Raw genomic sequence first — 23739 nt, 5'->3', positions numbered from 1 at the left:
ATGCGTTTCAAATGCCAGAAATGAGTGCGGAAATGGATGGAAAGAATCGTTTGGAGGAAGGAGAAAATAGAATGAAGTGTCCAAAATGCGGACAGGAAGCAGTTGGAAATTTTTGCAGTAACTGCGGAACTCCGCTTGTAAATGATACAGTACGCCGAGAAAAGGAAACGGTGGGAAGAAAGCCGGAAAATAGCTATGACGACGGTGATTCAGAACAGCGGAATCCAGCTCGGATGGAATCGGATGAGAAAAAGGCGGAATCCGGCTCTGGATCGAAACGAAACAGTCAGGAAAAGCGGAGCAGCCAGAGTCAGGACGCACAGAAGCGTGAGGAAGAGCGCCGCGACAATGAACGCTGCCAATCCCAGGCACAGGAGGATGCCCGCCGTGACCGTGAAGCGGCATCGCGCAGACGACAGGACGCGAGACGTTCTTCTTCCAGCGCGAAAGAGGATAAGCGGGATGCAAAACAGCAGAAGCAGATGGAAAAACGCCTTCATGCTCTGGAGTCGGAGCGGGAGCGCTCAGAGCGTCAGAAAAACCGGATGGAGCGCAGCCACCAGCGGGAACTGGAACGCCAGTCCCGGGAGGCAGAGCGCACCAGACGGGCGGCGGAGCGCAGTGAGGCGCATACGCAGAGTGACTCTAATGACGGTCCGTCCGTGCTGGATGTGACGGCAGCCGGAGTAACCGGCGTGGTTGTGCTGATGGCGCGCGTGATGCAGGCAGCCAGCTTTCTTTTGATGGCGGGAATCACCTGGGCGAATGCGAAGGCATTTCGGTATGGCGGCGACGATCTGGGCTATATCGGAACTATGATTACCGAGGAAAATTATGGTCTGGGGCTGTATGTAGGGATTGGCGTATTTCTGGTACTGATGGGCGCGATCTGGTGCCTGTGGATTCTGTCAGGCAAGCACGCGGGTGGTAAAGTACGGCTGCAAAAATACGATACGGGGCGCGGATTTATCCCGTTTATAATCATCCTTGTTCTGGTATTAGTAGCCGGTCCGGCAGCGTACCTGATGCCGAAGAATGCGGGCAGCTTACAGCCGATTGTGGACGGCGTCTATGCGGCGCTGGAGGCGATCAATGCAAACCACGGATTTCTGCTGTTCTGCAGCATCGGAGGCGCGATCCTTTCGTTTATCCGGAAAATGCTGCTGGTATAATTTTATAATTCATCTAATTGCCCGAACTGATACCCCATTTCCTCCCATTTTGCCAGAAGTTCATCGAGAATCTGAGCGTTGGTCTGAGAAGTGCTGTGCAGAAGGACGATCGCGCCGGGGTGGATGCGCGTCAGAAGCTTGGAAAATGCTTCTTCTTTGGATGGCTGCTGATCCTGCATCCAGTCCACATAGGCGAGACTCCAGAAAAAGGTCTTGTAGCCGAGCTCCTTTGCCATCTGCAGGTTCGATTCACTGTATTTGCCCTGCGGCGGACGGTAATATTTTTTCATTGTCTGCCCGGTGACGGACTGGTAGAGTGTTTCCAGGGCAGTCAGCTCCTTTTCAAATGCTGCCTTGTCGGAAATGCGGGACATATCGGGATGGTGATACGTGTGGTTGGCGACGGTGTGACCCTCTGCGATCATCTGTTTTACCAGTTCAGGACTGGTTTCGAGATAGTTGCCGACGACGAAAAAGGTTGCCGGGACATGGTGTTTTTTCAGTGCTTCCAGAATGGCAGGTGTGCAGCCGTTTTCATATCCGGCGTCGAAGGTCAGATAGATGACGGGCTTGGAGGTATCGCCTACATAGAAAGCGTCAAAGTTTTTTAAAGTGTCGGCGGAGGCATTGCCGACCGGTGTCTGCCCTGGACTGGGAAATCCAAGTCCCCAGTTTCCATCTGCGGAAACCGGAATCGAATCGGAATCAAAGGCAGGCGGGAGCGAGCCACAGGCGATAACAGGCGCTGAAACCGTGTGCCCGGATGGACGGCGCAGGAAATGCGCGGCAGTCTGCCCGGCGAAGAAAGAGATGGCAAACAGGGCGGGAACCAGCAGCGGGGAAATGATGTGCCGGAAACGTGATGGAACAGAATGCATGGGAAAATGAATGAACATGATGTGACCTGAAAGATATATTTTCATTAGTATATGAAAGAAGGGGGAACATCATGTTTTTATTATAATTTGCTGTCCGTGAAATGCACCGAATCGGAAAAACCAAGCGGTACCATATAACAAATTTTATGTGCTGACATAACAAATTAATGCTTGTCATGCCCTTTGTACCTATGTTATTATTATAACGATGCTTAGATGAGATGATCCGAACCCTTGAACAAGGGGAGCTGGATGAAAAGCAGATTATGAAATTATGATGAAATAAATAAGAGAAACAAGGAGGATGTTGAAGGATGAAGCCTTATAGCGAGATGACGAAAGAAGAACTTCTGGAGCTTAAGCGTGATCTGAGCGATCAGTACCGGGAGTTTCAGGGCAAGAATCTGACGCTGGATATGTCACGCGGTAAGCCAAGTGCAGAGCAGCTTGATTTATCGATGGGAATGATGGACGTACTGAGCAGCGACAGTGATCTGACCTGCGAAGATGGGACAGACTGCCGCAATTACGGCGGCCTGGACGGTATCAGCGAGGCGAAGGAGCTGTTAGCGGATATGATTGAGGTTCCGGCTGACAATATCATTATCTATGGAAACTCCAGCCTGAACGTAATGTACGACACCATCTCCCGTTCTATGACTCATGGCGTTATGGGAAATACCCCGTGGTGCAAGCTTGACAAGGTTAAATTCCTGTGCCCGGTACCGGGATATGACAGACATTTCTCCATTACTGAATATTTTGGTATCGAGATGATCAACATTCCGATGACCGCAGATGGTCCGGATATGGATCTGGTGGAGAAGTATGTGACCACCGATCCGACCGTAAAGGGAATCTGGTGTGTTCCAAAATACTCCAACCCGACCGGTAATTCCTATTCCGATCAGACTGTCCGCCGTCTGGCACGCATGCATCCGGCAGCTCCGGATTTCCGTATTTACTGGGACAATGCTTATGGCATCCACCATTTATACGATGATGAGCAGGATCATGTGCTGGAGATTCTGGCAGAATGTAAGAAAGCCGGCAACCCGGATATGGTTTACAAATTCTCTTCAACCTCCAAGATTACGTTCCCGGGTTCCGGCATTGCGGCAATCGCAACCTCCCACAATAACCTGGATGATATCAAGAAACAGTTAAAGATTCAGACTATCGGTCATGATAAAGTGAATCAGCTCCGCCACGTGCGTTTCTTCAAGGATATCCACGGCATGGTAGAGCACATGAGAAAGCATGCCAACATCCTGCGCCCGAAATTCGAGGCAGTTGAGAACATTCTCGACCGCGAGCTGGGCGGACTGGAGATCGGTACCTGGACAAAACCGCACGGCGGCTACTTCATTTCCTTTGATTCACTGAACGGCTGTGCCAAGGAGATCGTTGCGAAGTGCAAGAAAGCAGGCGTTGTCATGACCGGAGCCGGTGCAACTTATCCATATGGCAAGGATCCGGAGGATCGCAACATCCGTATTGCTCCATCTTATCCGCCACTGCAGGATCTGATCACTGCAACCGAGCTGTTTGCACTCTGCGTCAAGCTGGTCAGTGTCAACAAGCTGTTAGAGGAAATGTAATATTAAACCAAGAAGTACAGGAATTGTATGGGTATGTCGAAGGACCGCTGCCCATACAATTCTTTTTTCGGAGAAAAAGTGATGATAAAGGAAAAGTTATCTCTGATGTGGGGAAAGTTTGTAAACAGGGAGACGATATCATATCTGATATTCGGCGTTCTGACGACGCTGGTGGACTGGATTTCCTATGCGGTTTTCCGCCACAACGGCATGAACTACCGTATGGCGACGATCTGCTGTCAGGCGGCGGCGATCCTGTTTGCATATGTGACAAACAAGATCTGGGTATTCCGAAGCTACAATTTCCACCCTGTATATCTTCTTAAGGAAATGGCTTCGTTTTTCTCCTGCCGTATTCTCACATCGGTGTTCACGTATGTGGCGATGATCGTGATGGTAGACGGCATGGGAATCAAACAGGATATGATCTGTAAGATTGTGGTATCAGCGATCTCGCTGGTGCTGAATTATATTTGCAGTAAATTATTTATTTTCAAAAAGAAAGAATCCTCGAAATAGGGATGTGTGGGGAAATGACAGCGGAAATGGATGCTGAAGACAGACCGGAAAGAGTAGAGAAAACGCCGCCTGAACAGGATTCTGGATGGAGGGAAGATGGAGCAAAGAGAACGAGACGAAAGTTCCAGTAAACTGGAAGAAGCACTCAGGGAGCTTACGGGAGCGGAAACAACGGGGAAAATAGAGGACTATGAGAACGAGCGGGAAGGTGCGGACGTGGATTCGGAGACCGCTTGTACAGATATGAGACGTGCTGAACGAATGCCGGCCTGGAGACAGGAAGAAGATGCCAGAAAATCTAAACTTTCAGAGTCCAGAGCAGATGTCATTAAAGAGTTGAATGATGATGACTGGGAGCAGGAAGAATTAGATGAATTAGATGAGTGGGATGAATCAGAGAAATCACCCCGCGGAATGGGCCGCCTGGCTGCGGTTTTCCGTCCGTCGGATGATCTCCTGGCGGCATTTTTCCTGCCGGTGGTGATTTTGATCCTGATTTTTGCATACCGCGGTATTTTCCCCTTTGGGCAGGAAAGCTTCCTGCGGACGGATATGTACCACCAGTATGCGCCGTTTTTCTCGGAATTCCGGCATAAGCTTTTAAGTGGCGAGAGCCTGCTTTACAGCTGGGATGTCGGCATGGGCGTAAACTTTGCCGCGCTCTATGCATACTATCTGGCGAGCCCGTTCAACTGGCTGCTGCTGTTATGCCCGTCGTCCCTGATTATCGAATTTATGACCTACATGATCGTGTTCAAGAGCGGTCTGGCGGGTCTTTCGATGGCGTGGTACCTGAAAAAGCACACGGGTTCACAGAAGTTTGGAGCGTGCTATTTCGGCGTATTCTATGCGCTGTCCGGCTATATGGCGGCGTATAGCTGGAATATCATGTGGCTGGACTGCATCGTGCTGCTGCCGCTGATCCTGCACGGCCTGGAGCGGCTGGTGCGCGAAAAAAAAGGGCTTTTTTACTGCCTGATGCTGGGACTTTCAATCCTGTCCAACTACTATATATCAATTATGATATGCCTCTTCATGGTGATTTACTATGTGGCGCTCCTGTTTCTGGAGAAACGGCCGGGATGGAAAGATTGTCTGCACAGCTTTTTCCTGTTTGGTGTGTATTCGCTTCTGGCGGGTGCGCTGGCGGCTGCGGTGCTTCTTCCGGAGATTGCGGCGCTGCAGAGTACGGCGTCTGGCGATTTTAATTTTCCGACCACACTGGATATCTACTTCCCGATCTTTGACATGATCGCGCGGCACATCGGAAATGTACAGGTGGAGACGGGACTCGACCATTGGCCGAACCTCTACTGCGGCGTGGCAGTCTACATTTTCATGGGGTTGTATTTTCTGAACCGCCGGATTGCGATCCGGGAAAAGGTTGTGTACGGTGTGCTGCTGCTCTTTTTCTATGCCAGCTTTTCGTTCAATGTGCTGAATTTTATCTGGCATGGCTTCCATTACCCGAACAGCCTGCCGTGCCGCCAGTCGTTTATCTATATCGCGCTGGTGCTGACGATGTGTTTCCGGGCGTATCTATATCTGGATGAAATATCCAAACGGCAGTTTGCCGGGGTGACATCCGCCGCGATTGGCTACGTGATTCTGGCAGAAAAGCTGGTGACGGACGATGCGTTTGAGCCAGTTGTCTGGTATGTGGCAGTGGTGCTTCTGCTGCTGTATCTGGGCGTCTTTTATTTCTATCAAAATAAAGAACATTTCGCGTTCACGGCGGCGCTTCTGGCGATGGCGCTGGTAAGTGTGGAGGCGCTTGCCAATATGGCGGCAACGAGCATTCCGACGACGAGCCGGACTGATTATGTGGCAGACAATCAGGATGTTGCAGCGGTGACAGAGCCGCTCAAAAAGACGGAATTTTACCGGATTGATAAAACGAATGCGCGCACGAAAAATGATGGCGCGTGGATGCATTTTCCATCCGTATCACTGTTTTCATCGGTGGCAAATGCCGGGGTGACGGATTTCTTCAAACAGATGGGCTGCGAAGGTTCGACGAACGCATACAGCATCGTGGGAAGTACGCCGCTGGTGGATTCGTTATTTTCAATCAAATATGCACTCTATGAGGGCAAGCAGGACAATCCGCGCCTGTCGCTCTATGCATTTTCAGGTGACACGTACCTCTATGAGAATCCGTGGACGCTGCCGCTCGGCTTTATCCTGCCGGACATAGTAGAAACGGGCTGGAAGCGCGATCTTTCTTCGCCGGCGGATGTCCAGAACGATTTATCGGATGTGCTGGGCGTGCCGGAGTGCCTGATTTTCACGGACGGGGAGGAGCAGGGGAATCGTTTTTCCTTTACAGCACCGGAAGATGGGGAGTATTATATAAGTGTCGCAAACCGTCAGATTGATTCGGTTAAACTGGATGTCGGCGGGGAGAGCCGCAGCATTGATACGTTGAAACGCGGGTATCTGGTGGAAACTGGATATGTGAAGGCAGGCACATTGATTCTGCTGGAGAGCAATGACAGTGCCGGAAGCATGGACGCGAGCGCGTACCGCTTTGACGAAGCCGGGCTGCGTGCGCTCTATGAGCGCCTAAACCAGCATCCATTTGAACTGGAAACATTGGGTGAGGAGGCGATGAAGGGCACGATCGACGCGGGCGAGGGCGGAACGCTGTTCCTCACGATCCCGTATGACGAGGGCTGGACAGTCACGGTGGATGGAAAAGAAGCTATCACGCGTCCGGTCTGGAAGGCATTTACCGGCGTGGAACTGACGGCGGGAACCCATACGGTGGAACTCAGGTATTATCCGCAGGGACTGCATGAGGGACTGCTGATCAGCGGAGGTGCGCTGTTTGTGCTGGCGGTGATTGTGGCTTCTATGTATATAAGGAAGAAGAAGCAGGGGAAAACTTCTGCAAAAATGAGAAGAACGGTGGAAAAAGAGCCGGATGGCGATTTAAAACTGAGAAATTGAGATACAAAATTTATAGAAAAGAGGTTAAAATCATGAAAAAGCTGGAAGAATATGTAAGAAGCATTCCGGACTTCCCGGAGCCGGGGATCATTTTCCGCGATATTACTACGATTTTACAGGATGCAGACGGACTGCAGCTTGCGATCGACGGAATCCAGAAATCCTTAGAGGGCGTGGATTATGATATCGTGGTTGGTCCGGAGTCCCGCGGGTTTATTTTCGGCGTGCCGGTTGCATATGCGATGCACAAGGGATTCGTGCCGATCCGCAAGAAAGGCAAACTGCCGTGCAAGACGGTATCTGTAAGCTACGATCTGGAGTATGGCAGCGCGGTTCTGGAGATGCATGAGGATGCCATTAAACCGGGACAGAAGGTAGTTATCGTTGACGACCTGATCGCAACCGGCGGAACGACCGAGGCGATTGTCAAGCTCATCGAGAAGATGGGCGGCGAGGTTGTAAAAATCTGCTGCGTGATGGAGCTGGCAGGCTTAAAGGGACGCGAAAAACTGAACGGATATGCGGTGGATGCCCTAATTACCTATGAGGGGAAATAGATAACGGTTCACGGGTAGGCACTTTTGGAACCGAAAGTGCCGTAAGAAAATGTGGTGACAGCAGGAATTTGCCGTATTTAAATGCGAAGCCACGGCAAATTCCGTTACTGGGCACGTATGCGTGAACAGTAACAAAATAGTTTGCCGTTGCATTTTTTGTCAAATATTCGTATAATAGGGGTATTCTATATAATATTTTATTTCATTTGCGTGAACCGCTTTCCGGATTCCGAACGGCAGGCGTTTCAGTTATCTACGGAAGGGTCAGGAGGCATATATGGGAAATTTGGATAAAATAAAAAAGCTGGATCAGGAAATTGAAGCGCCGGCGGATTTTACGAGTCCGGAGGTACTGTATAATGAGTTGATTGCCGCCATTCGCAAGTACCATCCGTCGGATGACATCAGCATGATTGAGAAAGCGTACCAGATCGCGTATGACGCACACAAGGATCAGAGGCGTAAATCAGGTGAACCGTATATCATCCATCCGCTCTGTGTGGCGATCATTCTGGCGGATCTGGAGCTGGATAAAGAGACTCTGGTGGCAGGTATCCTGCACGATGTCGTGGAAGATACGGTCATGACAGAGGAGGAGATCACGGCGATCTTTGGCGAGGAGGTAGCACTTTTAGTAGACGGCGTTACCAAGCTGACCCAGATCTCGTGGACGATCGATAAAGTAGAGATTCAGGCGGAAAACCTGCGTAAGATGTTCTTAGCGATGGCGAAGGACATCCGGGTTATCCTGATTAAGCTGGCAGACCGTCTGCACAATATGCGGACGCTTCAATATATGAAGCCGGAAAAACAGAAAGAAAAGGCGCGTGAAACGATGGATATCTACGCGCCTATTGCTGATCGTCTCGGTATTTCCAAGATCAAGACCGAGCTGGATGATTTGTCTCTCAAATATCTCCAGCCGGAGGTTTACAAAGAATTGTCCGAAAAACTGGCGCTTCGTAAGGACACCAGGGAGGCGTTTATCCATAAGATTATGGATGAAGTCAAGAAACATATGGACGATGCGGGCATCGAAGCCAAGGTAGACGGCCGTGTGAAACATTTCTTCAGCATCTATAAAAAGATGGTAAACCAGGACAAGACGCTGGATCAGATCTATGATATTTTTGCGGTCCGGATTATCGTGGAGAGCGTGAAAGACTGTTATGCGGCGCTCGGTGTCATCCATGAGATGTACAAACCGATTCCGGGACGTTTTAAAGATTATATTGCCATGCCGAAACCGAATATGTACCAGTCGCTGCATACGACTCTGATTGGCAGCAGCGGACAGCCGTTTGAGATTCAGATCCGCACCTATGAGATGCACCGTACCGCTGAGTATGGTATCGCGGCACACTGGAAATATAAGGAGAGCGGCAGCAGCAAGGCGGCGATCGACAGCGCCGAGGCAAAGCTTTCCTGGCTGCGTGAGATCCTGGAATGGCAGCGGGATATGTCCGATAATAAAGAGTTCTTAAGTCTCTTAAAGAGTGATCTGGACCTCTTTACGGATGATGTATACTGCTTTACCCCGACGGGCGATGTCAAGAACCTGCCGAGCGGTTCCACCCCGATCGATTTTGCGTATTCGATCCACAGTGCGGTCGGCAACAAAATGGTTGGTGCCCGTGTCAACGGAAAACTGGTCAACATCGATTATGTCATTAAAAATGGTGACCGTGTCGAGATTATTACCTCCCAGAATTCCAAGGGACCGAGCCGCGACTGGCTGAAACTGGTTAAGAGCACACAGGCGAAGAATAAGATCAACCAGTGGTTCAAGAGCGAGCTGAAAGAGGACAATATCCTGCGCGGCCGTGCGCTTCTGGATAAATATTGTAAGGCGAAAGACATCAATTATTCAGAGTTAAATAAACCGGAATATATGGAAAAGGTCATGAAGCGCTATGCGTACCGTGACTGGGATTCCGTTCTGGCATCGATCGGACATGGCGCCCTCAAAGAGGGACAGGTCATCAACAAGATGCTGGATGAGCGCAACAAGAAGTTAAAGAAGGAAGTAACCGACACGACGATCCTCGATAACATGTCGTCGGATGGAAACAAGGTTCCGGTGATCGCAGCCGGGAAGTCGAAGAGCGGTATCGTTGTCAAGGGAATCCACGATCTGGCGGTTCGTTTTTCGAAGTGCTGCAGCCCGGTTCCGGGCGATGAGATCGTCGGATTTGTCACAAGGGGACGCGGTATCTCGATCCACCGGACGGATTGCATCAATGTGATGAATCTGCCGCAGGAAGAGCGTGAGCGCCTGATTGAAGCCGAGTGGCAGCAGCCGGAAGCACAGACGGGCACGGAAAAATACTCCACCGAAATCAAGATCTATGCGAACAACCGCATCGGCATGTTTGTGGATATTTCCAAGGTATTTACCGAGCGCCAGATCGACATTACCTCGATGAATGTGCGGACAAGCAAGCAGGGCAAGGCGACGATCGTCATGACGTTCGATATTCACGGAATTGAGGAATTAAATAAATTATCTGATAAACTCAGACAGATTGAAGGAGTATTAGATATAGAGAGAACTGCCGGATAAGCGGTTCTCTCTATATTTCACAGGTACTTACACCCTGTGAAAGTTTCACATATTATTAGGAGGAAAAGATGGAGATAAAACGGCTGATCGTGGGAATGGTCCAGACGAACTGTTATATTGCGGTGCATCCGGAGACGAAGGAAGCTGTGATTGTCGATCCGGGCGATGAGGCGGCGCGGATCGAGGATGCACTGGCGCAGACCGGAGCGAAGGCAAAGGCGATTCTGCTGACTCATGGACATTTTGACCATGTGACGGCGATGGAAGAGCTGAGACGGGATCTGGGCGTGCCGGTTTATGCCTGTGAGCAGGAGCAGGCGGTCTTGGCGGATCCGGATAAGAACCTGTCCGTCCAGTTTCAGGGCGGCGGTCTGCATCTGAAAGCGGATATGCTTTTGAAGGATGGAGAGACGTTCGAGGCAGCGGGCTACACGTTCCAGATGCTTCATACACCGGGGCATACGGAAGGTTCCTGTTGTTATTATGTAAAATCAGAGAAGGTGCTGTTTTCGGGAGATACCTTATTTGAAGGTTCTTACGGACGCATCGATTTCCCGACTGGAAGCGGACGTCAGATGATTCATTCGGTGGCAGATATCCTTCTGAACCTGCCGGATGATACGAATGTATATCCGGGACACATGGGATATACGACGATCGCCGACGAAAAACAGTACAATCCGCTGGCGGGATACAGGGGGCGCGAAGCATGATAGCGATTTTGTTAAATGACGCGTCCTTTGAACAGGATATCCGTGAGCTCCTGATGGCATTTTATCCGGGCGAAACATTTACGCACAAGGAAGAGGAAGCCGGGGAGGCGGAGCTGATTGTACGGGGAGTCCGGGACGGAAACTCGTTTTCCCTGGATGTGACGCCGGTGAAGAAAGAGACCGTTCACTTTGCTTTGATTTATCCGGATTTTTCCAACCGTTTTGAGACGAAAAATGAGATCAAACAGACGTTATACCGTCTTTTGAGTGCCCAGACCGGCAGAGAGCTTCCGTGGGGGACGCTTACCGGCATCCGTCCGACGAAGATTGCGCTCACGAAGCTGTATGATGGATGGACGGACGAGCAGATCGAGACCTATATGCGCGAGACGTATTTCACCAGCAAGGAAAAGATCGATCTGAGCATCGACGTGGCGGAGCGCGAGAGACGCCTGCTGTCCACGATCGATTATGAGAATGGGTACAGCCTGTATGTGGGAATCCCGTTCTGTCCGACGACCTGCCTGTACTGTTCGTTTACGTCGTTTCCGATTGTGAAATGGGAAAAACGGATGGACCTCTACAAAGAGGCGCTTTTTAAGGAAATGGAATATGTGGCGGAGCAGATGAAGGATCGCCCGCTTTCGACCATCTATTTTGGAGGCGGCACACCGACCTCGTTAAATCCGCAGGATCTGGATGAGATCCTGACAAAGGTGGAAGAATTATTCCCGGTGGAACAGGCAGTTGAATTTACCGTTGAGTCGGGACGTCCGGACAGCATCACGCGCGAAAAGCTGCAGGTGCTCCGGAATCACGGCATTTCCCGTATTTCCATCAATCCGCAGACGATGAAGCAGGCGACGCTTGACCTCATCGGACGCCGTCATACGGTGGAGGATGTGAAGGAAAAATTCCTGCTGGCGCGGGAGCTGGGATTTGACAATATCAATATGGACCTGATCGTGGGTCTGCCGGAGGAGACGATCGACGATGTCCGCCAGACAATGGAGGAGATCAAGGCACTCAGACCGGACAGCGTGACGGTGCATTCGCTGGCGATCAAGCGCGCGGCGCGCCTGAATATCTATAAGGAGCGCTACGGAAATCTGAAGATTGTCAATACACAGGAGATGATTGACCTGACCGCGCAGTATGCCGAGGAGATGGGACTGAAACCGTACTATCTCTACCGCCAGAAAAATATGGCGGGCAATTTTGAAAATGTCGGTTATGCGGTTCCGGGCAAGGAATGTCTCTATAATATATTGATTATGGAAGAAAAACAGACGATCGCCGCCTGCGGTGCGGGAACGACCACCAAGGTTTATTTCCCGGCAGAAAACCGGATTGAGAGGGCGGAGAACGTCAAGGAAGTTGAGCAGTATATCGACCGGATCGATGAGATGATCGGGCGGAAAGAGAAGCTGCTTGGACGAAGAGAGTAAAAACGAAAAATTCACAGATACAGGGTGTCAGATGCAGAAAAACACTTTGTAACAGAGAAACATAAAAATCCAGTTTCCAGCAAAGAAAAGTGAACTTTTCTTTGCGCGGGAAATATGGTCGCAGAAAGACATAGAAGGAGTTTGACACATGGCTTTAAAGAAAAAACCAGTTACAGGCATGAAGGACATTCTTCCGGGCGAGATGGAGATCCGGGATTATGTGCTGAATATCATCAAAGATACCTACCGCGGATACGGCTTCTCGGCGATCGAGACTCCGTGCGTGGAGCACATTGAGAACCTGACCAGCAAGCAGGGCGGCGACAATGAGAAGCTGATCTTCAAGATTTTAAAGAGAGGCGAGAAGCTGAACGTCGAGGCAGCACAGACAGAGGCAGATGTCGTAGACGGTGGTCTCCGCTATGACTTAACTCTGCCGCTCAGCCGTTATTATGCAAACAATTCTGCTAATTTATCAGCGCCGTTCAAGGCGCTGCAGGTCGGAAGCGTATGGCGTGCCGATCGTCCGCAGAAGGGACGTTTCCGTCAGTTTGTACAGTGTGATATCGATATTTTAGGTGATGCGACAAACCTGGCTGAGATCGAGGAGATTCTGGCGCTTACCAAGGCGCTGAAGCGCATCTGCCCGGACAAGGCATACACTGTCCGCGTCAATGACCGTGCGATCTTAAAGGGCATGGCAGATTACAGCGGATTCCCGGAAAATGAGACCGATAAGGTATTTATCATTCTCGATAAGATGGATAAGATCGGTCTGGACGGTGTCCGCGAAGAGCTGCTTGCGGAAGGTTATGCGCCAGAGGCGGTTGAGAAATACACCGGACTTCTGGCAGAGATTCAGAACGATGCGGCAGGCGTCCGCGCGCTGGGCGAGAAGCTCTCCGGCGTGATGGATCCGGCAAAGGCAGAGAATCTGGCAACGATCATGGAGACAGTTAAAGCGGTTGCAGACATCGAATTCGGTCTTGAATTTGACCCGACGCTGGTGCGCGGCATGGGCTACTATACCGGAACGATTTTTGAGGTTTCCATGGAAGGCTTCGGCGGCTCCGTTGCAGGCGGCGGACGTTACGACAAGCTGATCGGCAAATTTACCGGCGTCGATACACCGGCGTGCGGATTCTCCATCGGTTTTGAGCGTATCATCACGATCCTGATGGATTCCGGTTTCAAAGTACCGGAGGCAGCCGGTAAGAAAGCATTCCTGTATGAGAAAGGTTTAAGCGGCGAGCAGTTCCGTGCCGTCTTAAAGAAAGCACAGGAAGAGCGCGCTAACGGCACCCGCGTGGCAGTCGCACAGATGAACAAGAACAAGAAATTCCAGAAGGAGCAGCTGGCGAAGGACGGCTACGAGGAGATCGTGGAATTTTACAAAGACAGTTTGAAGTGATTCAATTTTTGAATTTTTCAGATAAAACTATAATAAACGGAGGAAATACTATCATGGCAGAATCTATGGCAGGACTGAAACGTTCCCATCGCTGTACCGAGCTGGGAACTGCCAATATCGGTGAGAAAGTAACCGTTATGGGCTGGGTTCAGAAGAGCAGAAATAAAGGCGGCATTATTTTCGTGGATCTGCGGGATCGTTCCGGTATCCTGCAGCTGATCTTCGAGGAAGCTGACTGCGGCGCTGAGAGCTTTGCAAAGGCAGAAAAGCTGAGAAGCGAGTTCGTTATCGCTGTAACCGGACGCGTAGAGGCACGTTCCGGTGCAGTAAATGAAAACTTAAAGACAGGTGCGATTGAGATCCGCGCGGATTATCTCCGCATTCTGGCAGAGTCTGAGACACCGCCGTTCCCGATCGAGGAGAACTCCAAAACCAAAGAGGATCTTCGCCTGAAATACCGTTACCTGGATCTGAGACGTCCGGATATCCAGAGAAACCTGATGACAAGAAGCCGCGTGGCTATCCTGACCCGTGCATTCTTAGCAGAGGAAGGCTTCCTTGAGATTGAGACTCCGACTCTGATTAAAAGTACTCCGGAGGGCGCGAGAGACTACCTGGTACCGAGCCGTGTACATCCGGGCAGCTTCTATGCACTGCCACAGTCTCCGCAGCTGTTAAAACAGCTTCTGATGTGTTCCGGATATGACCGCTACTTCCAGCTGGCACGCTGCTATCGTGACGAGGACTTAAGAGCGGATCGTCAGCCTGAGTTTACCCAGATCGATATGGAGCTTTCCTTCGTTGACGTTGAGGATGTTCTGGATGTCAATGAGCGTCTGTTAAAGAAGCTCTTCAAGGAGATCTGCAATTACGATCTGCAGCTTCCGATCCAGCGTATGACCTGGCGCGAGGCAATGGATCGTTTCGGTTCCGATAAGCCGGATCTGCGTTTCGGCATGGAGCTGAAAAACGTATCGGATGTAGTAAAAGACTGCGAGTTTGTTGTATTTAAGAGTGCACTGGAAAATGGCGGCTCTGTCCGCGGTATCAACGCAGAAGGACAGGGCGCTATGCCGAGAAAGAAGATCGATGCGCTGGTTGAGTACGCAAAAGGCTTTGGTGCAAAAGGTCTTGCATATCTGGCAATCCATGAGAACGGTACCTACAAGTGCTCCTTCTCCAAGTTCATGAAGCCGGAAGAGCTGGATGCACTGGTGGCTGCTATGGGCGGTAAGCCGGGCGATCTGCTTCTGTTCGCAGCTGACAAGGATAAAGTTGTATTTGATGTACTTGGAAACTTACGTCTGGAGATCGCTAGACAGCTTGACCTCTTAAAGAAGGATGATTTCAAGTTCCTGTGGGTAACCGAGTTCCCGCTGCTTGAATATTCAGAGGAGGAGGATCGCTACGTAGCTATGCACCATCCATTTACCATGCCGATGGAAGAGGATCTTCCGCTGATCGATACCGATCCGGGCAAGGTACGTGCAAAAGCATACGATATCGTCCTGAACGGTACCGAGATGGGCGGCGGTTCTGTCCGTATCCATCAGGCAGACATCCAGGAGAAGATGTTTGAGGTTCTTGGATTCACGAAAGAGAAAGCACAGGAGCAGTTCGGCTTCCTGTTAGACGCATTCAAATACGGAGTACCGCCGCACGCTGGTCTGGCTTACGGTATGGACCGTATGGTTATGCTGATGGTCGGCGCAGACAGCATCCGCGACGTCATCGCATTCCCGAAGGTAAAAGATGCTTCCTGCCTGATGATGGAAGCACCGTCTCAGGTTGATCCGAAACAGCTGCAGGATCTTTCGATTGGCGTGGTTGAGAGCGAAGAGGCGGAGAAAACCGAAGAATAAAATTTAAGATATGGAACAGCCTGAGAAGACTGTGAAATAGAAAGCAAATAGGGCTGGATGAGAAATGCAGAGAAATACTGGATTTTGTCGGACAGTCCTGTTTTGCGTGTGAGATGAAAAAGTTCCATTTGTCCTTGGCAACTGAATATATAAATTGCTCGCATTGGGGAGCCCAGGAGGATGGAAAAGGACTCTCTTTTCTATATGTGGTAGAAACTATGAATCTTTTGTGAATCTATGGAATCTCCCACCCGGATCTGCTAAAATACAGACAGATTGAGAATGTAATCAGGATATGACAGCGTGGAAAAAGGTTCTGTCATACACGGCAGAGTAAAATAAATGAGGTGAAGATTTTATGGATAAGATAAAAATACTGGTCGTGGACGATGAGGCGAGGATGCGGAAGCTGGTGAAGGACTTCCTTTCGATTAAAGGGTATCAGGTGCTGGAAGCCGGGGACGGCGAGGAGGCGGTGGATCTGTTTTTCCAGCAGAAGGACATTGCGCTGATTCTTCTGGATGTGATGATGCCGAAGATGGACGGCTGGGAGGTTGTGAAGACGATCCGCAAGTATTCGCAGGTGCCGATCATCATGCTGACGGCGAGAGGCGAGGAGAGCGACGAGCTGCAGGGCTTTAATCTGGGCGTGGATGAGTATATTTCCAAACCGTTCAGTCCGAAGATCCTGGTCGCACGTGTGGAGGCGATCCTGCGCCGCAGCAACGGCGGCAGCCAGGATGTGATCGATGTGGGCGGCATCCACATTGATAAGACGGCACATCAGGTCAGCGTGGATGGAAAACCGGTGGATTTAAGCTACAAGGAATTTGAGCTGATGACGTATTTTGCAGAGAATCAGGGAATTGCGCTTTCGAGAGAAAAAATTCTGAATAATGTATGGAATTATGATTATTTCGGCGATGCGCGGACGATCGATACGCATGTGAAGAAGCTTCGGAGTAAGCTGGGTGAGAAAGGCGAGTACATCAAGACGATCTGGGGCATGGGCTACAAATTTGAGGTAAGCGAATGAAACGTTCGGTCCGATGGAAATTTACAATCATATTTGCCGGGTTGATGACGGTTGCAATCGCGCTTATCTGGTGTATCAATAACTGGTTTCTGTCCGGATATTACCAGAATTATAAGATTCATACGCTGGAAAAGGGATATCGGGCGATTGACGCGATTATCCAGGATGAGGTCCGGAATGGCGAGAGTTCGCTGGAGGACGCACAGGCGGAGCTGAATTCGGGTTGGAAAGAGTACCAGAAGTCGAAAGATGGAAGTTCTGATATGGACAGTGCGGATGGCGGTTCGACTCAGTCTGGTAAAAATGGAACCGGTGATAGGGCTGGCGATGAGACACAGGATGCGCTGGGTGAATATGCGGAAGGTGACACGGTGGTGCTGGAGGATGACTCGGAGGATGCATCGGCGGATGCACTGGATGGGGAGGAAGCTTCGAGCGGCGGTGTCCGGCTGGCAAATGTGATCCGCGAGCTGCGTGACCGGTCGAATATTTCCCTGCTTTTATATGACAGCGAGAGTGACCAGACACTCGTCTCCTCGGCGCGGGATGTGGAAGTCATGCGTGACCGGGTGCGGCGCTATATCGTCGGTCATGCGGGGGCGAAGCGGGATGTATTGCGGGAATATGACAACTACATGATTCAGAAGACGTTTGACCCGCTCAGCAAGACGTTTTATCTGGAAAGCTGGGGGTTTTTCTCGGATAATGCGACCATTTTCATCATGACGATGCCGATGGAGAGCATCCATGAGAGCGCGGCTATCTCAAACCGGTTTCTGATGTTTGTTGGAATCGTGGTAATTCTGGCGGGAAGTATTCTGATTTATTTTATTACCCGGCACATTACGATGCCGATCAAACGGCTGTCGGAGCTGTCGGAAAAGATGTCGAACCTGGATTTTGATGCCCGATATGAGACAAGCCGCCGCTCGACGGAGGAAATTGATACGCTTGGAAACAGCATGAATGTGCTTTCGGAGCGCCTCAAGACAACGATCGGGGAACTGAAAGAGGCGAATGCACAGCTTAAAAAGGATATTGACGAGAAAGTGCAGATCGATGAGATGCGGAAGGAGTTCATTGCGAATGTGTCGCATGAGTTAAAGACGCCGATCGCGCTGATTCAGGGCTATGCGGAAGGACTCGTCGAGGGCATGGCGGAGGACAAGGAGAACCGCGATTATTACTGCGGCGTTATCATGGACGAGGCTGGGAAAATGAATCGGATGGTGCGCCAGCTTCTGACCTTGACGGCGCTGGAATTTGGGGGAGAACGGCTGTCTGTGGAGCGGTTTGACCTGACGGAGCTGATTGCCAGTGTGATTTCTTCTTCCGGTGTGCTGCTTAAGCAGAATGAGCTGACTGTGGATTTTGACGGGAAAGAACCGGTCTACGTCATGGGCGATGAATTTAAAATAGAGGAAGTCATCACCAATTATCTGACGAACGCGATTCATCATGTGGGAGGCGGGGAGAAGAAGATTCAGATCCGGATTGACCACCGGCGCGATGGAAAAGAGGTCTGCGTGGAAGTGTTTAACACGGGAAATCCGATCCCGGACGAAGCGCTTCCGAACCTCTGGACGAAGTTTTACAAGGTAGATAAAGCGAGAACGCGGGAATATGGCGGCAGCGGCATCGGGCTTTCGATCGTCAAGGCGATCATGGAGATGCACCATAAGGCGTGCGGTGTGAAGAACCATGAGAACGGTGTGGAGTTCTGGTTTACGCTGGACACGGCTGGTGAAAAATGAAAATAAAATTTTGCCAGAGACAGAATCTTAGAATTATGAAATATGTTTCAGAATCGTGATTTGCATTATATATGAGATGATATAAAAAACACTTGAAAATACAGGGCATTTCGGCAGCCTGGGGCAAAAATATTTTGTCCCAATATGGTTGAAATTCCCTGTATTTTTGCGCTTTTTTGTCGGAAATTAAAATCTTAAATAAATATAAAAGATCCGTCATTTCCTTGACAACGAAAAGAAAAGAAAATATAATAACAATGTAATAAGATTTAATAATTATGTAACATTTCGAACGATAGATAACACCACAGCGATTGGGACTCGATTCTTTTGTTTCAGCAATATCTGCGGGAATCACAAAATCTAATTAAGGAGTTTTGAAGCATGAATTTAAATAGAACAAAGAAACTTTTCAGTATGGTATGCGTGTGCTCAATGCTGACCATTGGCAGCGCGCAGGCAGCTTTTGCGGGGCCGTCTACAGGTTATGAAAGCGACATGGTGGCAACCGTGGCAGCAGACCTTTCGATCTATGCGGATGAGGATGAAAACTCAGAAGTAGTAGCGATGGCTGAAAAGGGCGAGTCCTATGACGTAGTTGGAAAGGCAGATGACAGCTGGATCAAGGTAGCGGCCGGTGAGATGGAAGGCTATTTGAAGGTTCAGAGTAGCGTTATGCTCAGCAAGGCAGAGGAAGCAGCTGCAGTCGCAGATGCATTTGTCGCAGAGCAGAGCAATCTCTCGACCAGAGAGCAGTTAGTCAATTATGCACTGCAGTTTGTAGGTGGACGTTATAAATTTGGCGGCAGCGACCCGCACACAGGGGTTGACTGTTCTGGTTTTACGAAATATGTGATGCAGCACGGTGCCGGTGTGAGCCTGAACCGTTCTTCAGCTTCCCAGTCCAAGCAGGGTACAGCAATCAGCGCTGACCAGATGCAGCCGGGCGACCTGATTTTTTACGGAAGCGGAAGAGGTATCAACCATGTAGCGATGTATATCGGCGACGGCAAAGTGGTACATGCTTCAACTGAAAGGACCGGCATCAAGACTTCCCCATGGAACTACCGCACACCGGTTAAGATTGTGAACGTGCTGGGTTAAGAATGAATTTACGAAACATCTGCATTGAACTTTTTCATGAAAAAAGGGTTGGATGCAGATGTTTTTTGATTTCATAGGAAATTGCGTCCGATGAAACAAAAAAATATTACTGGCATAAAAAGTAAGAATTACCCTGCATACTTTCGCAGTAAAATTCCATACTAAGACCTGTAACAAGAAAGTGACGGTTAAGCGGCTGTTCACAGGAAGCCGGAACCGACACGTAGAAAACCTGACAGGGCAGGAATTTAGGAGGAATGACTTATGTCAAGCAAAAACAGTTACAGCAACTATGATAACAGTGCCGAGAAAAACAGCACCAAAAATGCATCCGAGAACAGCTCTAATTATGGTTCCAACCAGAGCCAGAACCGCATGCAGAACCAGAGCCAGAACCGTTCCAGGAATAGCTCTAAAAACCAGTATCAGGACAAGACAGAGGATGATTACAGCGATTGTGACTGATGAGACAGGCAGATAAGAGAAAAAATAGTGAATGCCGGGAATGCGGAATATCCACCGTTTCCCGGCATTTGTTCGTTTTCTAGCCAATGGAAGAGGCTGCCGCATCTCCTCCGACACCTGTCCGCCGGACAAAGCATATATTAATATTACATAGAGTTAAAAAAGAAATCGGGTTCTGTCAGAAACCGTTTTTGTATAAAATGAGGAGGGATGACGGATGTATCAGACCATACCGGTGCGGTATCTGGACGCGTGGCTGGAGCAAGGGTACACGGGACGGCTGATTGACCTTCGGACGCCGGAAGAATATAATGTGTCTCACCTCTGCGAGGCGGAAAATATTCCATTTTTATGGCTTCAGGATAACCGGCAGACACTTACAGGTGAACGTCCGCTTCTGTTTTACTGTGCGCGGGGGAGTGAAAGCCTTCTGGTGTGCGGCTGGTATGACCGGATGGGATATGAGGTTTATAATCTGGGCGGCGGTTATCGCTTTTATCAGGGAAAGTATCAGTGCAGTGTTATTGTACACGGGTAGGCACTTTTGGAACCGAAAGTGCCGTAAGAAAACGTGGTGGCAGCAGGAATTTGCCGTATTTAAATGCGAAGCCACGGCAAATTCCGTTACTGGGCACGTATGCGTGAACAGTATCAGTGCAGCCTGAGATAGACACTTTTGCCGCGGCTTTTCATTGACAGATGCAGACCAGTCAACTAGAATAAAAATGGTGAAGACTGTAATGAAAATAAAAGGATTCTTTGCATGAAATGATTTGGCAATGAATTCACAGAGAGATAAGAGGAAAAAAGATTGGAACGATATGAACTGATTGCTCCCTGCCATTTTGGACTGGAAGCAGTGTTAAAAAAAGAGGTAGTGGATCTGGGCTATGAGGTTACCGAGGTGGAAAATGGCCGCGTAACCTTTATCGGCGATGCGGAGGCGATCTGCCGTGCGAATATTTTTCTGCGGACGGCGGAGCGCGTCCTTTTAAAAGTGGGAAGCTTCAAGGCAGTGACCTTTGACGAGCTGTTTGAGGCGACCCGTGCGATTCCGTGGGAGAAATATCTTCCGAAGGACGGTAAATGCTGGGTTAAAAAGGCGTCGTCTATTTCGAGTAAGCTGTTCAGCCCGTCAGATATCCAGAGAATTATGAAAAAGGCGATTGCCCGTCATATGCAGGAATATTACGATCTGGACCGGATGCCGGAGACGGGCAATGAATATCCGCTGCGCGTCTTTTTCTATAAGGATCAGGTGACAGTCGGTATCGATACGAGCGGCGAGTCGCTGCACAAGCGCGGTTACCGTCAGATGACGAGTAAGGCGCCGATCACGGAAACACTGGCAGCGGCTCTGATTCTTCTGACTCCGTGGAAAGCGGACCGGATTCTGGTAGATCCGTTCTGCGGAAGCGGTACTTTCCCAATCGAGGCGGCGATGATCGCGGCAAATATGGCACCGGGCATGAACCGTTCCTTCCTGTCGGAGAGCTGGACAAACCTGATTCCGAAGAAATGCTGGTACGACGCGATCGATGAAGCGACCGAGATGGTGGATGATACCGTAAAGGTAGACATTCAGGGCTACGATATTGACGGAGAGGTAATCAAGGCGGCGCGGGAAAATGCGGAGAGAGCCGGAGTGGATCACATGATTCATTTCCAGGAGCGCCCGGTGGCGCAGCTGAGTCATCCGAAGAAATATGGCTTTATTATCACAAACCCGCCTTACGGCGAGCGTATCGAGGAGAAAAAGAACCTTCCAGCGCTCTATAAGACGATCGGTGAACGGTTTAAGGCGCTGGATTCCTGGTCGATGTACCTGATTACCGCGTATGAGGACGCAGAGCGCTATATTGGCAGGAAAGCGGACAAGAACCGGAAAATCTACAATGGTATGATGAAGACGTATTATTATCAGTTTATGGGTCCGAAGCCGCCGAGAAGAAAAACGGGGGATCAGGTTGAAGCGTAATGTTTTCTATGGGGCGCTTCTGGTGCTTCTGCTGGGATTTCTGGTACGCGAGAACCGTCTGATTCATATTCCGAAGCAGGTGGAAAAGACGGAGGAGAGCGCCGAGTGGCAGCCGGAGTGGTATGAGCAGATGGCCGAGGAGATTAATGACAGCCCGATCACGCTGGAAGTCGATGGAACAATGGTCGATCCGCAGCTTGGAAGCTTGAGAATGTCGCAGGATGGGCAGTTTATGATACCGTATGGGATGCTGCCGGACGCGCTTTCCTGTGCGGCGCTTCTCTACGATGGAAACCGGCTTGTGATGGAGCGCGGCAATACTCATGCGGAGATGACGGTCGGAAGCCCGGAACTTTTGCTTGGGGAGGAGAGCCAGACGATTGCAGCACCCCCAGAGTGGGAAAATGGAATCCTGTATGTGCCGCTTGAGGCGGTGACGGAGGTATTTTCCTATGAAGAAAATTGGGATGCAGAGAACCGGAAAATGGAACTGACCGGGTCAGAGGATCCAGCCACGTTTTTGCCGGAATCCTATGATTACCGGAAGGCAGGCCGGGCACCGGCGGTTAAAAACCAGGGGAGTCTCGGAACGTGCTGGGCATTTGCATCGGTGATGGCGCTGGAAAGTCGTGTCCGGCCGGAGTGGAATGTCAGCTTTTCGGAGGATCATATGTCCCTCCGGAACAGCTTCCATTTTTCACAGAATGCCGGGGGCGAGTATACGATGTCGATGGCGTATCTGCTGGCGTGGCAGGGGCCGGTGCTGGAAGAAGAGGATCCATACGGCGACGGCTATTCGCCTGACGGTTTAAGCCCTGCTTGTCATGTGCAGGAGATACAGGTGTTGCCGGAGAAGGATTATGAGGCGGTTAAACGGGCGGTTTATCTGTACGGAGGCGTTCAGAGCTCCCTGTATACGGCGATGGTCAGTGACCGCGACGACACGCATTATTACCGGAAAGAGACAGGGGCGTACTGGTATAATGGCGATGAGAAGCCAAATCATGACGTTGTGATCATCGGCTGGGATGACCACTATTCGAGAGACAATTTTAACCAGCCGCCGGAGGGGGATGGCGCGTTTATCTGCGCCAACAGCTGGGGCGGCGAATTTGGGGACGATGGGTATTTTTACGTGTCCTACTATGATACAAATATTGGGATCCACAACATTCTCTATTCCGGAATCGAGTCGGCAGATAATTACGACCACATTTATCAGGCAGATCTGTGCGGCTGGGTCGGGCAGCTCGGTTACGGAAAAGAATCGGCATTTTTTGCCAATATTTATACGGCAGAGGAGAAAGAAGAGCTGGAGGCAGTCGGCTTCTATGCAACCGGGGAAAATACATCGTATCAGGTATATACCGTGACGGACGCCGAGGGCAGCTCCCAGTTCGGGCGGCGCAGAAAGGTGGCTTCCGGGGAGGTTGCGAACGCCGGATATTATACGGTTTTGCTGGATAAGACGGTGACGCTGGAGGCAGGCGAACGGTTTGCCGTGATTGTCGAGATCACGACGCCGGGAGCGATTCATCCGGTGGCGATCGAGTACAGTTCGCCGGATAAGGGACTGACGGTCGATTTAAGCGACGGTGAAGGCTATATCAGTTACCGCGGTTCCTCCTGGGAGCGCGTGGAGACGGAGCAAAACTGCAATGTGTGTTTGAAAGCGTATACGAGGAATGTGGATTCTTAGAATTGATTGCTGGTACGGATGTGAAGG

At 50.2% G+C, this 23739-nt stretch carries 18 protein-coding genes; 17 read left to right on the top strand and 1 reads right to left on the bottom strand.

What is annotated here, in order from left to right:
- The first annotated feature begins 71 nt into the window (after positions 1–71).
- Entirely contained in the window at positions 72–1172 is a 1101-nt protein-coding gene (locus DXC57_RS09480; RefSeq protein WP_118652312.1) for a hypothetical protein, read from the top strand.
- Between the two features lie 2 nt (positions 1173–1174).
- Here DXC57_RS09480 and DXC57_RS09475 read toward each other — a convergent pair whose 3' ends face one another.
- Positions 1175–2068 (bottom strand): polysaccharide deacetylase family protein, encoded by an 894-nt coding sequence (locus tag DXC57_RS09475; protein WP_243017783.1) that lies wholly within the window; start codon positions 2066–2068, stop codon positions 1175–1177.
- 296 nt (positions 2069–2364) lie between these two features.
- Between DXC57_RS09475 and DXC57_RS09470 the strand changes: the two genes are divergently transcribed.
- From DXC57_RS09470 to DXC57_RS09395, 16 genes are all read left to right on the top strand, one after another.
- Positions 2365–3651 (top strand): aminotransferase class I/II-fold pyridoxal phosphate-dependent enzyme, encoded by a 1287-nt coding sequence (locus tag DXC57_RS09470; RefSeq protein ID WP_022358449.1) that lies wholly within the window; start codon positions 2365–2367, stop codon positions 3649–3651.
- A gap of 81 nt (positions 3652–3732) precedes the next feature.
- Positions 3733–4170: a GtrA family protein gene (locus DXC57_RS09465; RefSeq protein ID WP_118652506.1), complete on the top strand. Its 438-nt coding sequence runs from the start codon at positions 3733–3735 to the stop codon at positions 4168–4170.
- Positions 4171–4266: 96 nt separating this feature from the next.
- The gene (locus tag DXC57_RS09460) at positions 4267–7122 is read left to right on the top strand and encodes a YfhO family protein (RefSeq protein WP_118652310.1); all 2856 of its coding nucleotides are present in this window, start codon (positions 4267–4269) and stop codon (positions 7120–7122) included.
- Positions 7123–7154: 32 nt separating this feature from the next.
- Positions 7155–7679, top strand: coding sequence for an adenine phosphoribosyltransferase (locus DXC57_RS09455; protein ID WP_022359322.1), 525 nt, complete (start codon positions 7155–7157; stop codon positions 7677–7679).
- Between the two features lie 277 nt (positions 7680–7956).
- A complete protein-coding gene (locus DXC57_RS09450) occupies positions 7957–10242 on the top strand; it encodes a bifunctional (p)ppGpp synthetase/guanosine-3',5'-bis(diphosphate) 3'-pyrophosphohydrolase (RefSeq protein WP_118652308.1) in 2286 nt (761 codons plus the stop codon).
- A 68-nt stretch (positions 10243–10310) separates the two neighbouring features.
- Positions 10311–10955 carry an MBL fold metallo-hydrolase gene (locus DXC57_RS09445; RefSeq protein WP_022359324.1) on the top strand — a complete coding sequence of 215 codons (645 nt, stop codon included), beginning with the start codon at positions 10311–10313 and terminating at the stop codon, positions 10953–10955.
- On the top strand, positions 10952–12403 hold the full coding sequence (gene hemZ / locus DXC57_RS09440; RefSeq protein ID WP_118652306.1) for a coproporphyrinogen dehydrogenase HemZ: 1452 nt from the start codon (positions 10952–10954) through the stop codon (positions 12401–12403). The genes DXC57_RS09445 and hemZ overlap by 4 nt, the downstream gene beginning before the upstream one ends.
- A 148-nt stretch (positions 12404–12551) precedes the next feature.
- Complete coding sequence (gene hisS, locus DXC57_RS09435) at positions 12552–13814, top strand: histidine--tRNA ligase (protein WP_107000509.1); 1263 nt, start codon at positions 12552–12554, stop codon at positions 13812–13814.
- Between the two features lie 53 nt (positions 13815–13867).
- Positions 13868–15676, top strand: coding sequence for an aspartate--tRNA ligase (aspS, locus tag DXC57_RS09430; protein ID WP_118652304.1), 1809 nt, complete (start codon positions 13868–13870; stop codon positions 15674–15676).
- Positions 15677–16034: 358 nt separating this feature from the next.
- Positions 16035–16712 carry a response regulator transcription factor gene (locus DXC57_RS09425; protein ID WP_022359328.1) on the top strand — a complete coding sequence of 226 codons (678 nt, stop codon included), beginning with the start codon at positions 16035–16037 and terminating at the stop codon, positions 16710–16712.
- On the top strand, positions 16709–18466 hold the full coding sequence (locus DXC57_RS09420) for a HAMP domain-containing sensor histidine kinase (RefSeq protein WP_118652301.1): 1758 nt from the start codon (positions 16709–16711) through the stop codon (positions 18464–18466). The genes DXC57_RS09425 and DXC57_RS09420 overlap by 4 nt, the downstream gene beginning before the upstream one ends.
- A 384-nt stretch (positions 18467–18850) precedes the next feature.
- On the top strand, positions 18851–19570 hold the full coding sequence (locus DXC57_RS09415; RefSeq protein ID WP_118524534.1) for a C40 family peptidase: 720 nt from the start codon (positions 18851–18853) through the stop codon (positions 19568–19570).
- Positions 19571–19834: 264 nt separating this feature from the next.
- Positions 19835–20035, top strand: coding sequence for a hypothetical protein (locus DXC57_RS09410; RefSeq protein ID WP_118652298.1), 201 nt, complete (start codon positions 19835–19837; stop codon positions 20033–20035).
- Between the two features lie 217 nt (positions 20036–20252).
- Positions 20253–20573, top strand: a complete 321-nt coding sequence (locus tag DXC57_RS09405; protein WP_117796172.1) for a rhodanese-like domain-containing protein — start codon at positions 20253–20255, stop codon at positions 20571–20573.
- Between the two features lie 273 nt (positions 20574–20846).
- On the top strand, positions 20847–22013 hold the full coding sequence (locus DXC57_RS09400) for a class I SAM-dependent RNA methyltransferase (RefSeq protein WP_107000505.1): 1167 nt from the start codon (positions 20847–20849) through the stop codon (positions 22011–22013).
- A complete protein-coding gene (locus tag DXC57_RS09395) occupies positions 22003–23712 on the top strand; it encodes a lectin like domain-containing protein (protein WP_118652295.1) in 1710 nt (569 codons plus the stop codon). The genes DXC57_RS09400 and DXC57_RS09395 overlap by 11 nt, the downstream gene beginning before the upstream one ends.
- The last annotated feature ends 27 nt before the right edge of the window (positions 23713–23739 follow it).

It is taken from the genome of Clostridium sp. TF06-15AC (genome assembly GCF_003481165.1).
Classification (GTDB): Bacteria; Bacillota; Clostridia; order Lachnospirales; family Lachnospiraceae; genus Otoolea; species Otoolea fessa.
The sequence above is the reverse complement of the archived record's forward strand: the minus strand, read 5'-3'. Positions and strand labels throughout refer to the sequence as shown.